The sequence below is a fragment of the Actinokineospora enzanensis DSM 44649 genome, assembly GCF_000374445.1.
GTDB lineage: Bacteria > Actinomycetota > Actinomycetes > Mycobacteriales > Pseudonocardiaceae > Actinokineospora > Actinokineospora enzanensis.
In genome coordinates this window covers 399,083-414,321 of sequence record NZ_KB894404.1, presented here as the reverse complement: position 1 = coordinate 414,321, position 15,239 = coordinate 399,083, and the positions used below count along the sequence as shown (strand labels likewise).

Annotated in this window: 12 protein-coding genes; 6 read left to right on the top strand and 6 right to left on the bottom strand. The window is 70.9% G+C overall.

All coding sequences use genetic code 11. From position 1 onward, the window contains the following. The first annotated feature begins 122 nt into the window (after positions 1-122). Positions 123-788 carry a response regulator gene (locus tag C503_RS0104135; RefSeq protein ID WP_018680942.1) on the top strand — a complete coding sequence of 222 codons (666 nt, stop codon included), beginning with the start codon at positions 123-125 and terminating at the stop codon, positions 786-788. On the opposite strand, the gene C503_RS37825 is transcribed toward C503_RS0104135, so the two are convergent. Then, positions 736-2,289, bottom strand: a complete 1,554-nt coding sequence (locus C503_RS37825; RefSeq protein WP_051114739.1) for an alpha/beta hydrolase — start codon at positions 2,287-2,289, stop codon at positions 736-738. The two genes, C503_RS0104135 and C503_RS37825, sit on opposite strands and share 53 nt — an antisense overlap. 886 nt (positions 2,290-3,175) lie before the next feature. Between C503_RS37825 and C503_RS0104125 the strand changes: the two genes are divergently transcribed. The 4 genes from C503_RS0104125 to C503_RS0104110 are packed head-to-tail and all read left to right on the top strand — an operon-like array spanning position 3,176 to position 6,480. Then, complete coding sequence (locus C503_RS0104125) at positions 3,176-3,610, top strand: helix-turn-helix domain-containing protein (RefSeq protein WP_018680940.1); 435 nt, start codon at positions 3,176-3,178, stop codon at positions 3,608-3,610. A 5-nt stretch (positions 3,611-3,615) separates the two neighbouring features. Continuing rightward, positions 3,616-4,140: a hypothetical protein gene (locus C503_RS0104120; protein WP_018680939.1), complete on the top strand. Its 525-nt coding sequence runs from the start codon at positions 3,616-3,618 to the stop codon at positions 4,138-4,140. Further along, positions 4,137-5,285: an MAB_1171c family putative transporter gene (locus tag C503_RS42995; protein WP_018680938.1), complete on the top strand. Its 1,149-nt coding sequence runs from the start codon at positions 4,137-4,139 to the stop codon at positions 5,283-5,285. The genes C503_RS0104120 and C503_RS42995 overlap by 4 nt, the downstream gene beginning before the upstream one ends. A 22-nt stretch (positions 5,286-5,307) precedes the next feature. Then, positions 5,308-6,480: a cytochrome P450 family protein gene (locus tag C503_RS0104110; protein ID WP_018680937.1), complete on the top strand. Its 1,173-nt coding sequence runs from the start codon at positions 5,308-5,310 to the stop codon at positions 6,478-6,480. 249 nt (positions 6,481-6,729) lie between these two features. On the opposite strand, the gene C503_RS0104105 is transcribed toward C503_RS0104110, so the two are convergent. The 5 genes from C503_RS0104105 to C503_RS0104085 are packed head-to-tail and all read right to left on the bottom strand — an operon-like array spanning position 6,730 to position 13,150. Next, positions 6,730-7,857, bottom strand: coding sequence for a hypothetical protein (locus C503_RS0104105; protein ID WP_018680936.1), 1,128 nt, complete (start codon positions 7,855-7,857; stop codon positions 6,730-6,732). Then, a complete protein-coding gene (locus C503_RS0104100) occupies positions 7,854-8,921 on the bottom strand; it encodes a GNAT family N-acetyltransferase (protein ID WP_018680935.1) in 1,068 nt (355 codons plus the stop codon). The genes C503_RS0104105 and C503_RS0104100 overlap by 4 nt, the downstream gene beginning before the upstream one ends. Then, positions 8,902-10,125 (bottom strand): MFS transporter, encoded by a 1,224-nt coding sequence (locus tag C503_RS37815; RefSeq protein ID WP_156892946.1) that lies wholly within the window; start codon positions 10,123-10,125, stop codon positions 8,902-8,904. Before C503_RS37815 ends, C503_RS0104100 begins: the two co-directional genes overlap by 20 nt. After that, positions 10,122-11,099, bottom strand: coding sequence for a sulfotransferase (locus C503_RS0104090; RefSeq protein ID WP_018680933.1), 978 nt, complete (start codon positions 11,097-11,099; stop codon positions 10,122-10,124). Before C503_RS0104090 ends, C503_RS37815 begins: the two co-directional genes overlap by 4 nt. Beyond that, complete coding sequence (locus C503_RS0104085) at positions 11,096-13,150, bottom strand: class I tRNA ligase family protein (protein ID WP_018680932.1); 2,055 nt, start codon at positions 13,148-13,150, stop codon at positions 11,096-11,098. The genes C503_RS0104090 and C503_RS0104085 overlap by 4 nt, the downstream gene beginning before the upstream one ends. 785 nt (positions 13,151-13,935) lie before the next feature. Here C503_RS0104085 and C503_RS37810 point away from each other — a divergent pair. Further along, positions 13,936-15,237, top strand: a complete 1,302-nt coding sequence (locus C503_RS37810) for a lysine N(6)-hydroxylase/L-ornithine N(5)-oxygenase family protein (RefSeq protein WP_033400224.1) — start codon at positions 13,936-13,938, stop codon at positions 15,235-15,237. Positions 15,238-15,239: the final 2 nt, after the last annotated feature.

Below are 15,239 nucleotides of genomic sequence, written 5' to 3'. Positions count from 1 at the left end.
AGGGCGATGAGGTCATCGGAGCATGCGCAGGTCATGGCTGCACCGTGCAACTGGCGCCGTGGTATTGGTGATGGAGTGGGTCACGGGTTGAGTGTCCACTGTGTACGTATCGAGGGGTGGGTGTGACGGTTCGGGTGGTGTTGGTCGAGGATCAGGTGTTGGTCCGGGCCGGGTTTCGAATGGTCATCGACGCCCAGTCGGACCTGGCCGTGGTGGGTGAGGCGGGTGATGGGCTGGACGGCGTTCGACAGGTTCGGGAGCTACAGCCGGATGTGGTGGTGATGGACGTGCGGATGCCGGTGTTGGACGGGATCGAGGCCACCCGGCGGATGTTGTCGTTGCCCGAGCCGCCGCGCGTGTTGGTGTTGACTACTTTCGATCTTGATGAGTATGCGTTGGCGGCGGTTCGGGCCGGGGCCAGTGGGTTTCTGCTCAAGGACGCGGTGCCGGAGGACATGATCGCGGCGGTTCGGGCCGTGCATCGTGGTGACGCCGTGCTCGCGGCGTCGACGACTCGGCGGTTGCTTGATCGGTTGGCGCCGCCGGTGGATGTGGGGGCGGTGCGGTTGGTGGAGACGTTGACCGAGCGGGAGCGGGAGGTGTTGGGGGAGATCGCCGGTGGCTATTCCAATGCGGAGATCGCGGGACGGTTGGTGGTTTCCGAGGGCACCGTGAAGACGCATGTCAGCAATATTCTCGCCAAGTTGGGGGTGCGCGATCGGGTGCAGGCCGTGGTCACGGCGTATGAATCGGGGCTGGTCCGGCCTGGGGAGCGTCGGGTGGAGTGACCCGGGTGCAGGTGCGGTCGGTGGCGGGGAGGGTGCCGTCGAGCAGGTACCGGTTGACGGTCTGGTCGACGCAGGGTGCGCCGTCGAGCAGGTAGACGCCGTGGCGGTAGGCGGGGAGGGTGAGCATGCGGGAACCGGTCAGGGCGCGGTGCAGGGCCTGCTGGCCGGGGTAGGGAGTGGCGGGGTCGCCGGAGGCGCTCACGATCAGGGCCGGGTGGTTGTTGCGGACCTTGGTCGGGGGTTCGGCGGGGCGGGTCGGCCAGAAGGCGCAGGCGGTGATGTCGCGGGTGAGTGGGCCGTAGAGGGGCTCGGTCGTCCGGTGGGACTGGATGTCGCGGTAGTAGTTCTCCGGGTTTCGGTCGGCGGCGCGGTCGGCGCACTGGAGGGTGGTGTTGGCGGCGAATCCGAACTCGGGGTACGCCGTCGGGTCCTCGTACAGCGACAGCTTGGCCTCCTGGTCCGCCGTCGGCGTGACGGTCAGGCCGTGGGCGGCGTCGCGCAGGACGCGGACCTGGGCGCTGAACTCCGTGTACGAGGCGTCGGTGTCGTCCACGGTCAGCAGTAGGCCGGGGACCATGGCCGCGTCGATCCGGTGTGTCCCGACGCGCAGGGGGCGGCGGGTGGCCGCTCGGTCGATCTCGGTCACCACGGCGAGGACCTGATCGGTCGTGCCGCCCAGGCCCTGGTCGTGGCGCGCGGCCCAACCCGCCCAGTCCCGCAGTGCGGCGGCGTCGGCCGGGGCGCCGTCGCGGATCACCTGCGGGCCGTACCGGTCGGGGTCGAGGGCGCTGTCCAGGACGACGCGGTTCGCCCGGTCGGGGAACAGCTGGAGGTAGACGGCGCCGAGGTAGGTGCCGTACGACCAACCGAGGTAGGACACTCGTTCCTCGCCGAGCGCGGTCCGGACGAGATCCATGTCCCGCGCGATGTTCCGGGTGGAGGCATGCGGCAGCAGGTCCCGATAGCCGGTGCACAGCCGCGCCAGTTCGCGGGCAGCGGCCACGCCGCGTTCGAAGGAGGCTCGATCGGGACTGGCGAGTTGGACGCTCCGCAGGTACAGGTCGGTGGGATACGCGCAGGGCAACGGGGTGCTGAGACCGAAGAAACGCGGATCGAAGCTCACCACGTCGTAGCGGGCCGCGACCGTGGGCGCGGCGGTCGCGAGCAGGCTCACCCCATCGCGGGAAGGGCCGGGGCCGCCGGTGTTCACCACCAGGGTGCCGAGCCGGTGAGCGCTATCCGTGGCGGCGCGGCGGGCGACGGCCAGCGTGATGGTTCGGCCGTGCGGTCGGGAATAGTCGAGCGGGACGGTGAGCTCGCCGCAACGCGCGCCCACCTCGTCCAATTGTCGGCCCAGCTCGTCATCGGGTGTGGTGCGGCAGTCGTGCCATGTGATCGCCTGGCCGGTGCCGCCGTCCGGGACCGCCGCCGCGGCGGGGAGGCCGCCGCCGAGCACGAGCAGTGCCGCGATCGGGAGCGCCACCGGGATTCGCCTGGTCATCCTCGACCTTTCGATAGCCGCTAGTGGTGCGACTCAGAACGTCGGCCGTGTATCGGCGGGTCCACGGCGTGGCTGGCGGTGCCGCCGGGACGGCCTCGTACTGGATGTACTTGGTCGTTTCCGGCGGTGCCGTCAGGCACGTCGTGGGCGGGTCGAGACATGGTCGACGTTCTGGGTCGCACCACTAGGTATTCCGCAGGCCGTGGACGCTATGGCCGCGGGCCGCCCGCCTGCATCGGCCGCGAGACCGAAACCGCGCCGACGCGCCTCCGTCCCGAGGCACACTTTCCGTATGCCCGAGCAGGTGCCGGGGAAGTCCTGGCGCGCAAAAGATCCGGACAAGGAACGGAAATCCGGGCGGATGCCCTCACCACCCGACCGTTCGACAACTCACGGTCCTGGCGCGAGATCGACGGCTCCCGCCCGCCCCGAACGCCCGCCGAGGCCGCCCCCAGGCGCCGCGGATGACATCGAGCATGGCTCACGTCTCGGTCGCGACCACGGGAAAGGCACATCGCGGACACGTTTTTCGGGGGTGGGTGTGCATGAACGCCGACTTCGTACTACGCTAGAGATGGTTCCGCGCTCCCGGTAACCCCCAGGCCGGTTGAGCGCGGAACTCTTCTTTTCCCGCCTCACCTGCGGAACCTTTGACTGGCAGGCCCCGTGTGACGGGGTCGCGGAGCACCCCGCCACACGGCACACCCCCGGGGGAACCCGGTCTCTGCCCGCACGGGAACCGGATAACTCGCAGTTAACCCGTGCGGGTCATCGTAATCACCGATGCGGGCGCGTTGTCAACCGACAGTCACCCTGCGACACTGATCGAGTAGTCGCCACCCGACCAGTAGAGGGAACATTGGGGGACAACAGCGTTGGGGCACCGATGTCGGACGAGGTGACGTCGCCACTGACCGCGCGGCTGGACCGACTGTTCCGGGTCAGCCGCCCGCGCGGCAGACAGTGGTCGAACGCGGAGGTCGCCGCGGAGATCAAGCGCGCCAACCCGGACCTGCGGGTCAGCGGGCCGTACCTGTCCATGCTGCGCACGGGCAGGCGCACCAGCCCCTCGATGGACCTGCTGGCCGCGCTGGCCCGGTTCTTCGGGGTGAGCCCGAGCTACTTCTTCGATGACGAGGACGGCGAGCGCGTACGCGCCCAGCTCGAACAGCTGGCGATGCTGCGCGACCGCGGCGTGGTGGGCATCGCCCAGCGCGCGGTGGGGCTGCCCCGGTCGAACCTGGACCTGATCACCGCGCTGCTCGACCAGGCGCGCAGACAGCGCGGGCTGCCGCCGGTCACCGACGAGCCGGAGGAGTGAGGCCGGTGCCACGCCGGAGTCCGGACCTGCGCCGGGTGCGCCGCGAGTGCGCGTCCCTGCTGGCGGGCCTGGACCTGCCCACGCGGTCCGATCTGGCGGGGCTGTGCGAGCACCTGGCGGCGGTGCGCGGACGGCCGCTGCACGTGGTGCCGGTGGCGATGCTCGCCTCGCAGCCGTGCGGGATGTGGATCGCCACCCGGGACGCCGACTGGATCTTCTACGACCAGGACACCACCCGAGCGCACCAGGAGCACATCATCCTGCACGAGATCGGACACATGATCTGCTGCCACCGCGGCGGCGGCCACCTGGACGAGGACACGGCTGCGGTGTTCTTCCCGGACATCGACCCGCAGCTGGTCCGGGACATGCTCGCCCGCACCACCTACAGCGACGCGCAGGAGCAGCAGGCGGAGGTCATGGCCTACCTGCTCGCCGAGGTACTGCGCTCCACTCCCCCGCGCGGTGACGACGTGGCCGCGCGGATCGCCAGCTCGCTGAACCACTCCACGCACCCCGAGGCGGGATGAACGGGATCCTCTACCCGCTGTGCGCCGGGGTGGCGTGGGTCAGCCTGCTGCTCAAGCTGCCCTCGCTGCTGCGCCGCGACCGGGGCCCCGCCGCTATCGCGATCGGGTTGTTCTACCTGTTCATGGGACTGACGTTCACCATCAGCGACCCACGCGTGTGGGCGGTGCTGGACCGGGCGACCGGTGTGCCCAACCTGGCGCTGCTGCTGTCGCAGAGCAGTGTGATCTGTGTGTCCGCGAGCCAGTTGGCGGCGTTGACGTTCTGGGCGCACCCGGACGAGAAGGCCCGGCCGATGGTGCGGCGGCAGATGTGGGGTTTCGCCGGTGTGCTGGCCGCGATGGCGGTGCTGTTCGCGATGGCCGACCTGACCGAGGAGGACACCACCACCGCCGCCGTGCGGTTCGCGGGACAGGGGCTGTACTCGGTCTACCTGATGCTGTACGTGACCTCGTTCGCGGTGTCCCAGTTCATGCTGATCGCCCGGTGCCGCAAGCACGTCCGCACGATCGCGGGACCGTGGCTGCGGCGCGGACTGCGGCTGGCGGCCACCGGCGCGGTGGGCGGGCTGGTCTACGTGACCGCCCGGTATGCGGACGTGCTCGCGCGCCCGTTCGGATTGGATCCCCTGCGCTGGGAGCTCGCCGCCCGGTTGGGCGCCGGGCTGGGCGGCATCCTCACGCTGATCGGGTGGAGCGTTCCCGGGTGGGGACCCCAGCTCACCGCCGCTCGCGCCCAGGCACGGGCCTACCGGACACACCTGGCACTGTTCCCGCTCTGGTCGGCGCTGTGCACCGCCAACCCGGACCTCGCGCTCGACCCGGGCGCGGGCAGGCGGGCCATCCGCGACCTCGACTTCCAGCTGCACCGGCGGGTCGTGGAGATCCGCGACGGCATCCGCTGGCTGCGTGCCTACCAGGACCCGACCTCCACCGGCTCGGCCACCCAGGCCGCCGAGCGAGCGGGCCTCACCGGGGATGATCTGCGCGCGTACACCGAGGCCGCGGGCATTCGCGCGGCGCTGACCGCCAGTGCCCGCGCGGGCGTGCCTGCCGCTCCGGAACGACCGGCGAGTGCGGGCACCGAGTCCGACACCGGCCCCGACTGGCTGGTGCGTGTCTCCCGCGCGTTCACGACCATCGACTGACAGACGACTGACGGAGTCACCCATGGACCTGTTCGGCGAGTCCTTCCACGCCGACCCCTACCCGGCGTACGCCCGCCTCCGTGCGGACGGCGGTGTCCACCACGTGTCCACACCGGACGGTGCGAAGGCGTGGCTGGTGACCCGGTACGCCGACGTCCGTGAAGGCCTCGCCGACCCGCGTCTGTCACTGGACCGCACCAACGCGAGTGCGGGCTACCGGGGCTTCTCGTTGCCACCGGCACTGGACGCCAACCTGCTCAACCTCGATCCACCGGACCACACTCGCCTGCGCCGTCTCATCGCCGGTGCGTTCACCCCGAACCGGGTAGAGGCGTTGGCGCCCTCGATAGAGGTAGCAGCGCGCGAACTGCTGACCTCACTGCCTTCCGGCGAACCGGTAGACCTGATCAGTTCCTTCGCCGCCCCATTGCCGGTACGTGTCATCGGCGACCTGCTCGGTGTTCCCGCACAGGACCACGACCGCTTCCGCACGTGGACCACCGTGCTGCTCTCCCCCCGCGCCGACCAGCCGCCCACCGCCGCGCGCGACGCGGTGATGGCCATGCAGGCGTTCCTGCTCGACCTGGTCGCACGCAAGCGAGCCGAGCCTGCCGACGACCTGCTGTCCGCGTTGATCGCGGTGCGGGACGACGAAGACCGGCTCACCGAGGACGAACTGGTCTCGCTGGCGTTCCTGGCGCTGTGGGCGGGTTACGAGAACCTGGTCAACCTGATCGGCAACGGCGTCGCCGCCCTGCTCACGCGCCCGGACCGGCTGTCCACGCTGCGGGACTCCCCCGACCTGCTGCCGTCGGCGATCGAGGAACTGACCCGGTTCGACCAGCCCCTCCAGTTCGCGATCCGCCGCTTCCCGGTGACGGATGTGGACATCGCGGGCACAGTCGTCCCGGCCGGGGACACCGTCCTGCTGGGCATCGCGTCGGCCAACCACGACCCGGAGGTATTCGAGTCCCCGGAGGACCTGCGACTGGACCGGGCCCCGAACCCACACCTGAGCTACGGGCACGGCATCCACCGCAGCTTCGGCTCCCGGCTCAGCCAGGTGGAGGCCGCCGTGGCGTTCGCCGCGCTGCTCGAACGCGACATCACCCTCGCCGTGCCCGCAGGCGATCTGCGGTGGCAACCGTCCTTCCGCAACCGGGGCCTGATCGAACTGCCCGTCCGGCTCGGCTGAGGCCCGGCCGCTCCTGGCGTTTTGTGGGCTGCTGTCACCGGTATCGGTACCCGCACGGGATACTCGGCTACCCACTTGGCTCGGCGAACGGACCACATCTGTCGTGCCGACCGTGTGCATCGACCACCGATTATCTCGATAGTTGATGGCGGATAGTAATAGCACTTCGCCAGAGGGCGGAGAGAATGGGCCCGACCTCAGGGGAATCGCCGGGCGGCCGTCAAGGGCCGCCCGGTCAGCGAAGCAGCGCTACCCCCGCAGCGTGACGATGTCGGCGATCGTCCCGACCGGCTCGGTCAACGCCCGGTCGAGCAGGCCGACCAGCTCGGTCCCGTGCTGGGCGACCACCAGCGGCAACGAGGTACGACCGGACGACCCCAGCTCGGCCCGCCACGACTCCGACAGCGGGGCAAGACGGTCGACGTCGAACCGGGAGACACCGAGGAACTGGGGGAAGGCGCAGGTCTCGCCGATGCGGGGGTAGAAGTCGGCGAGGACCTCGTTCATCTCGGCCAGGTAGACCGACATCTTCTCCGCGCCCATGGTCGCCGAGATGCCCAGCCGGTACGCTTGGCCGACGTTGATGTAGTTCGGGCAGATCAACGCCCCGCGCGCCCCCGCGACCTCGGCGGCGGGCAGTTCGCGGAGCTTGTTGTCCTGGCCCACCTCGCGCAGCACCAGGCCCAGTTCGTGCAGGGCGTCCGCCCAGCGCGCACGGTCCGGGCCTGCCAGGACGTGTGCGTTCATCAGGTCGATCGGGATCTCGACCGTCGCACCGGGACGGTGCAGTCCGGCGTGACGTTCCAGCGCCATGCGGTAGATCATCGCGAAGTAGGCGAAGTTCGTGGCGTGCCGGGCGAGGTCCACGGCCTCGGCGTCGGTCGGGCACAGGTCGCCCGGCAGGTCGGGCACGGGTTGGCCGAGCAGCACCTGGTGCTCGAACTTCGGTCCGCGGCTGAACAACTGAGTGCGCGCCACCCGTCCGGCCGCGTCGGCGCGCCACCAGACGTGCGGTTTCCACCGGCTGTCGCTGAGGTTGTTGTGGGTGACCTGGGTGCGCAGGTGGACGGCACCGTCCACATGACACGCGCGCAGGCAGAACCACGGGAACACCATCATCGGCGCGAAGGCGTTCATGCTGACGTGCGTCGAGCTGTGCACGATCATCGGCGCGTGGACGAACGCGTGCAGCGACTCGTCGTCCCAGCCCAACACCTGCCGCAGACGGCCCCACAGCGACTCCGGAGCCTGCCAGACCCGGGGCTCCACCGAACGCACGAACTCCGCCAGCCGTTGCCGACGGGCGCGCACGTCCGGTGGCGGCGCGCCTGCCGCCGCGAACCCGGCGAGCGCGTCGCCCAGCAGGGTCTCGGTCACGCCTCCCCCTCGCTCCCGGTGCCCGCGAGCACGTCCACCCGCAGTGCGGCCCCGCCGCCGAACCCGGCCTTGAAGTGGCTGATGTTCTGCAGCTTGTCGTCCACGAACCGATGCTGCCCGGGATAGACCCGGTCGCCAACCTCGAAACCGGCGCAGCCGCGTTCCCTGGCGTGCTCGATCGCCCGCCACAGCACCACGTGGCTCAGTCCCACGCCCTTGCGCTCGGGGTCGTGGGCCGCCGTGGAGTAGAAGGCGGCGCGGTCGGACATGGCGAAGTGCGCGCCTGCGACCTCGGCGCCGTCCTCCTCGGCGACCACCAGGAATCCCTCGTCGGCGCGCACGCCCTCGACCACGGCACGCCAGTAGTCGGCCGACCGCACCGTGCTGCCGCGCATGATCCGGTGCAGCCGGGACATCAGGTCCCCGTGTTCGGGGCGGACGGTGTCCGCCCCGACGACCGTCAGCCGCACCTGCCCGGTCCGCTTGCGCAGGATGCGCCGGTGGTTGTCGCGCAGCCCGGACCAGATCTCGGACAGCTCCGGGCGCAGGTCGACTACCTGGACGAAGTAGGGGTTCGCGCGGCCGCCCGCGCGCAGGACACGCTCGCTCAGCGGAGAGAGGCGGCCGCCGACGAGGAAGTCCCGCACGTGGTAGCCGGCCACCCCGTGCTCCCCCGCCAGCTCGGTGAGCCTGGTCCACAGTGGCCCGGCCGCGGCGGCGACCCGGGACTCGGCCGCGGACCCGTCGACCACCAGGTAGAGGGGCTTGCCGAAGCAGGACAGCCGGGTGCCGTCGACGTGCCGCTCGACGGTGAGCGCGAGGCCGAGCACGGGCCCGTCGTCGTCCACCGCCACCACGTGCTCGGGCTCGAAGCCCAGCAGGGTGTCCCGGTTCTGCTCGTAACGCAGGTCGTCGGGCAGGTAGTACACCGGTTGCAGGTGCCGCGCGGCGGCCAGCAGCTCCGCGGGTTGGTAGTACGGCGGCTGCGTGACATCGGCCGCCCACAGCCGCGCCCACAGCTTGTCGTTCCCGATGTCCCGGACCTCACACAGTGTGGCCGACACGCCTCTGCCCCCTTCGTTCTGCACTGTCCAACTGCGATGCCATCAGCACTCCCCCCGCCAGCAGGGCCGCGGCCACCAGGAACCATCCCGGTACCCCCAGCCCCAGGCACAGCGCGAGCAACGCGACCGGCGCGAGCGACTCGGCGATCCCCTGGCCGAGCGCGAACACCCCCTGGTAGGCGCCGTGCCGGTCGGGCTCGGCCAGCGCGACGCTCGCCTCGAACGCGGCGGCCGCGTGCCACAGTTCCGCGACGGTGTGCACGACCACCCCGGCCAGCAGCAGCGCGGCGGCGAGCCACGGACCGGCGAGCGCCGCCAGGCCCAGCGCCGACACGCCGACCAGGAAGAGCACGGCCGCGCGCCGCAGGTGGGCCGCGGCCGCGGTCACCGAGGTGATCCGCACGCTGGCCCGCACCTGGAACAGCACCACCATCATCGTGTTCACGGCCAGCAGGACCGAGAGCAGCCACCGGGGCGCGCTGGTCCGGTCGGCCAGCCACAGCGGCAGCGCGACGGTGAGGACCGAGTACTGGAGGCTGACCACGGCGTTCACCGCGGTCAGCCGCAGGTACCGCAGGTCCCGCAATACCGCCCGGAGACTCGGTACGACCCCGGTGGCGCTGCTCGCCGCCGCCCACCGGACCTGCCACAGCAGCGCCGCGGCGCCGAGGAACGTCATCGCGTCGACGACGAACAACACCGTGTACGCCTGCGGCGTGTCCACCGCCACCGCCACGCCCGCCGCCAGGGACCCGACCGACATGCCCAGGTTGTTCACCGACCGCAGCCGCGCCCGGACCACCACCCGGTCGTCGGCGCCCACGATCGCGATCAGGGCGTTGTTCACGCCCCGGGCCGCCTTCTGCCCCACCGAGTAGAGGATCGCCACCGCGGTGAACCAGGCGAGCGAGCGCGGCAGCAGCAACAACAGCGTCGCGGCGCCCTGCACCAGCAGCAGCGCGCACAGCACCCGCCTGGCGCCGAACCGGTCGGCCAGGCCGCTGATCGGCGCGCTGACGGCCAGCCCGACGATCTCCGCGACGGTCAGGCCGACGCCGACGGCCGCGGCCGCGAGCCCCAGCACCCGGGTGAAGAACAGCAGCGAGCCGACCATGAACAGGCCGTTGCCGAAGGCGTTGACCAGCGTGCCCCCGGCGAACAGCCGCATCATCGGCGGCCAGGCGGGTCCGGGTGCCCGGCTCACGACCGCACGGGCAGGTCGACCAGGTCGGCGAGGTCGAGCGCACGCGCGCACTCGCGCACGGATGTCCGGTAGATCTCCTCGATGTCCGCGCGCCGGGCAAGCTCCTCGTCCGCCGGGGTGAGCGCCACCTGGTCGGTGCGCCGGTAGCTGTAGCCGTCGCCGGACGAGTGCAGGCCGGGGACGAAGTACGGCTCGGGCTCGTCCGGGTAGACGATCGTGGCCGTGTCCGAGTTGAGGTCGCCCCGGGCGCCCCAGTCGGAGATCACCGTGTCGTCGTAGCGGTGCGCGATGCCCAGCCGGTCGAACAGCCGCGACACGGACAACGCGGGCGACCGGCTGGCCTCGTAGGCGAAGTGCGTCACCGCGACCCCGACCTCCCGCGCCCGCGCGCGCATCCGCGGGTAGTTCAGCGACGACAGCTCGAAGTTGTCGAGCACGCGCTGCCGACCGATCTTGCCCGTCCACTTCACCAGCCAGGAGTTCAACGACGCCACCGGTTCCCGGTCGAGCACCAGCAGGTGCAGCCGCTCGGCGGGCCACCCGGCGTCCACCAGGCAGCGGATCGGGTCGAACAGCGTCTCGTAGTGCACGTACGGTCCGGCCATCTCCTTGGCGAACAGCACGTCCTGGCCATCGGGCAACCGCCACGGCGCGCCTTGCCCGCCGGTCATGGCGTGCCGGGCGATGGTCTTGACCGGCTGGTAGTAGGCCGGGACGCCTGCGACCCCGAACAGGTTGGTGAGCGCGGTTGAGCCGACCCGGCACTTCCCCCAACCCACCACGAGCAGCGGGAACTCCGCGGGCCCGCGGCCAGCGAAGCCGTCGGCGAGGGTCCGCGACACGTACTCGGACATGCTCGCCAGGGTGGTCGGCCGCAGCTGGTAGCGGCCGTCCGGGGCCAGCTCGGCGCGGCCGAGCTCGTCCTCCGCGCCGTCGGTGAGCAGCTGCCGGACGCGTTCTGTCGAGTCGATCACGGGCGGGTACCTCCGGGGGGCGTTGACGGGGTCGGGGAACCGAAGAAGATCCGGTCGGCGAGGTCGACGGGGGTGCCCGCCGGGACGAGGTCGACCAGGCTCGGCCAGCGGTCGGGCTCGTCGTCGGACAGCGCCGCGGCCAGCCCGGCGGCGAACCGGGGCATGAGCGGCGCGGCCACCCGGCCGAGCAGTCGGGCGGCGGCCAGCTCCAGCGCGATCGCGGTGCGGTTCTGGCTGCCCCAGTGGTCGATGCCCGCCGCGGCGCGCTCGGCCAGGGAGAACCTCAGCACGTCGTCGACGATGCCGTCGAGTTCGGCCGCGGCGGCGTTGAGGGAGAAGCCGTCCGCGCCGAGCGCGGTGGTGACCGCGGCGAGGCGGACCCGCAACCTGCCGAGCAGTGCGGTGTGCTCCGGTGTCCAGATGCCCGCGTCCGGGGCGCGGCCGCCGTACTGCTCGGCGACCCGCGCGCCCAGGTCGGTGAGCCAGTGCTGCCAGCGCCCGATGAGCGTGTCGCGCACGACGGCGTGGTAGTCGGCGAGCCGGAAGTCGGTGCGCCTGCCCTCGGGACGGGTGCGCGCGACGTGGAAGCGGACCGCGTCGACGGTGTCCGGACCGAGCAGTTCCTTGCCCCAGATGGCATGGCCGCGACTGGTGGAGAACTTCTCGCCGTCCAGCAGATAGAACTCGTTCACGTGATAGTCGATGTCCGGTTCCCAGTCGGGGTGGGCGAGCCGGTACAGCGCCGGGTACAGGACGGAGTGGTAGAAGCTGTTGTCGTAGCCGAAGAAGTGGACGATCTTCCAGTCCGCCGACGGCCGGTCGGCCTGCCAGTCCTCGCCGAGGCGCCCGCCCAGCGCCTGGATGCCGTGCAGGAAACCGAACGCCATCTCCGGCCACACCCACACGACCTGCTCCGGCCCATCCGAAACAGGCACAGCGGGCGCGGTGGGCGCGGTGGGCGCGGTAGGCACTGTGGGCGTGGGCACGCCCCAGGACGACGGGTGGCTCACCGGGAGGTGGAACTCGTCCCGGGCCAGCACCCGGTCGGCGAGCTCGCGCAGCCGGGCCGGGACCCGGCCCAGGTTGTGGTGCGCGCGGATCTCCTCGCGGAACTCGTGCAACGGCAGCGAGTAGCGACGCGCCGAGTCCTGCCGGGGCGCGCGGTCCGACCGGTTGGACACGGGCGCGACCAGGTCGACGCACTGGTTCGGCTCGCCGCACTCCTCACAGATGTTGCCGCCCGTCACGGCCTTGCAGGTGGGGCACAGGCCGTGCACGTCGCACTCGTAGAGGTACTCCCCCGTCTCGGCGTCGAACAGCGCGGGCGCGTCCTGCGGGGCGACGCGGCCGGAGTCGAGCAGACGCCGGAAGAACGCGGTCAGCGCGGGCGGGTAGTCCGGGTCGGCGGTGGTCACCGTGTACTGGTCCGGCTCGATGTCCATCAGCCGCAGCGTGGCGGCGATCTCCGTGCTGAACCGGCGCGCGGTCTCCGCCGGGGTGGTGCCGTCCTTGCGCGCCCGGGACTGGACGTAGCTCTGGAAGTCGTCGCTGCCGGTGAGGTGCCAGGCCCGGACGCCGTTCATCCGCTGGAAGCGCACGTAGGCGTCGGCGCCGAGGTAGGGGCCGGACAGGTGGCCGAGATGCAGGTCGCCGTTGGGGGTCGGCGGGGTGGAGAACACGAACACCGGCCTGCGGTCGAAGCCCCGGCCCACGGTCCGGTTCGCGCGACGAGCGGCCCGGGGCTGGTCGCGCCAGTAGAAGGTGGTGAAGACCAGGTCGGTGTCCCCGGTGTTCGCCACCACATGGGTCTCGAACGGCTCGAACAGCGCCACCGTGCCCTCGGTGACCGGTCTGCGCGCACCGTCGACCACGAGGTGCCCGTGGCCGCGCACGATGACGAACACCTCCACCTCGTCGTGCTGGTGCGGGTCGGACCGCCCGCCGGGCGGCACCCGGCCCCAGCCCGCGCCGACCCCGAGGCCGGGGATGTCCGCCATGTCGATGCCGAACGCCGCGCTGAGCGCGGCGTGGTCGTACACGCTGGTGATCACAGGTTTCTCCTCGCAGTACGCGGCAAACCGGTCGCGAGCCGACCGTCCGGGCGGAGGCACGAGACGATTCCCTACCTGGCGGTGGCCGCCCGCGGGTCGCCCCCCGGGACCACGATGTCCATAATGGAATGGACCGTGGCTCGGGCCACGACGGTTCGGACGAGACCGCACGACACCGTCCGCCGGGTCCGGGAATTCCCGTGCACGGACATGCGATTCGCGCCCCCAGGCGCGCCGTGACCCCACGGCCGATCGCGTCCAGCATCGAGCGCGACCCTGTCGATTTCAATCCCCCAAACGATGGAACACCCCCGAGGTGTCGCGTGCGCGGCCCACCCGACCATGTCTACCAGGTAACACTCGCCCACGTCCGCCAACAGGCATGAATTCCCTGGATTAAGTGGATGTTTCCAGGTCATGTCCTCCTGATTCGTAACTATCGAGTCCTTAGTGGAGGGTAGGAATTCGCCGGGCGGTCCTGCGGGATACCGCAAAAGGGTTGTCCGGAGGTCGATTCGTGACCTGTTGCGGCATCCGAGTGATGACACCGGTCCGCGCTTGCGGCGGTTCGCCCGGCGGTGGCTACCCTGGAACCCGCCGGTGCGCGGCGTCGAACCGCCTCGACGGCAGGGCCTCGGGGGCGGTCGTGCACGAATCACGTTGGGGCGGCGGTGATCCACCGGCCGCGCCGCTCGACTCCTCCGCGCGGGTCACCGACTACCACGGAGGTCACCACAGTGCAGTCCTCGCAGTCAGCACAGTCCCCGCAGTCCGCACCCCCCGCCATGCCCGGGACGCATTTCGGCTGCGTCGGGATCGGCGCCGGACCCGCCAACCTCAGCCTGGCATCGCTGCTGCACGGCCGCCCGGAGCTGTCGAGCCTGTTCCTGGAGGGCAAACCGGCCTTCGGCTGGCACGACGACCAGCAGATCCCCGGCGCCACCCTGCAGGTGTCGCTGTTCAAGGACCTGGTCACGCTGGCGGATCCCACGAACCGGTTCTCGTTCCTGTCCTATCTGCACGCGCAGGGCCGGATCTACCAGTTCATCAACGCCCAGTTCGAGGCCGTGCCCCGCCGGGAGTTCCGCAACTACCTGTCCTGGGTGTGCGAGAACATCGAGAACATCACCTTCGGCGAGTACGTCCGTTCCGTCTCGTTCGACGGCGTCTTCCGGCTGCACACCGACAAACGGGTGCTCACGGCCGACAACGTGGTACTCGGCGTCGGGACGCGGCCGTGGGTGCCGGACGGTGTGGCCGATCTCCTCGGCGATCGACAGTTCCACGTCAACGACTACGCCACCAAGGCGGCCGACCTCACCGGCCTGCGCGTGGTGGTCGTCGGCGGCGGGCAGTCGGGCGCCGAGGCGTTCCTGGACCTGCTGTCCCGACCCCGCGATCGGCGCCCCGCCACGGTGTCCTGGGTGTCTCGACGCGGGAACTACCTGCCCATCGACGATTCCCCGTTCACCAATGACTTCTTCCTCCCCTGCTTCTCCGACCACTTCGCCGGTCTCGACCGCGCGGTCCGCGAGATGTTCAACACGCGGAACGTGCTCGCCAGCGACGGCATCTCGGCGCACACCCTGCGGGCTATCTACCAACGCTGCTACGAGGAACGCCTCATCGACGGCGCGCGCGACACGTTCGCGCTCTACCCCGGCCGCGCGGTCACCACCGTGACACCGAAACCGCACGGCGGCTGGGAACTGCGGTTGGAGAACGCCACCGCTCCCTCGGCCGCCGAGTGTCTCGGCGCGGACGTCGTGGTGTGGGCGACCGGGTTCCGCCCGACCGGTTTCGACCTCCTCGCGCCGATCGCGGACCGGCTGTCCTGGGAGGGCGACGAGCCGGGCATCGACCAGGACTTCGCGATCCGCTGGGACGGACCGGCCGGGCACGACATCTTCGTGCAGAACGGCGCGCGCGGGCAGCGCGGCCTCGCCGACCCCAACCTCAGCCTGGTCGCCTGGCGCAGCGGACGGATCATGGACCGGCTGCTCGGGACCAAGACCCCCGAGCAGGTGCCGTCGTTCCTGAACTGGTCCTGTGCCCCCGCCCTCGACGGCGTCACCGAGGGGGTGTGAGG

Bases quoted from the DNA above. Each gene is read 5' to 3' on its own strand.
- C503_RS37825 (WP_051114739.1), bottom strand. From the start codon at position 2,289: ATGACCAGGCGAATCCCGGTGGCGCTCCCGATCGCGGCACTGCTCGTG.
- C503_RS0104110 (WP_018680937.1), top strand. From the start codon at position 5,308: ATGGACCTGTTCGGCGAGTCCTTCCACGCCGACCCCTACCCGGCGTAC.
- C503_RS42995 (WP_018680938.1), top strand. From the start codon at position 4,137: ATGAACGGGATCCTCTACCCGCTGTGCGCCGGGGTGGCGTGGGTCAGC.
- C503_RS0104125 (WP_018680940.1), top strand. From the start codon at position 3,176: ATGTCGGACGAGGTGACGTCGCCACTGACCGCGCGGCTGGACCGACTG.
- C503_RS37810 (WP_033400224.1), top strand. From the start codon at position 13,936: ATGCCCGGGACGCATTTCGGCTGCGTCGGGATCGGCGCCGGACCCGCC.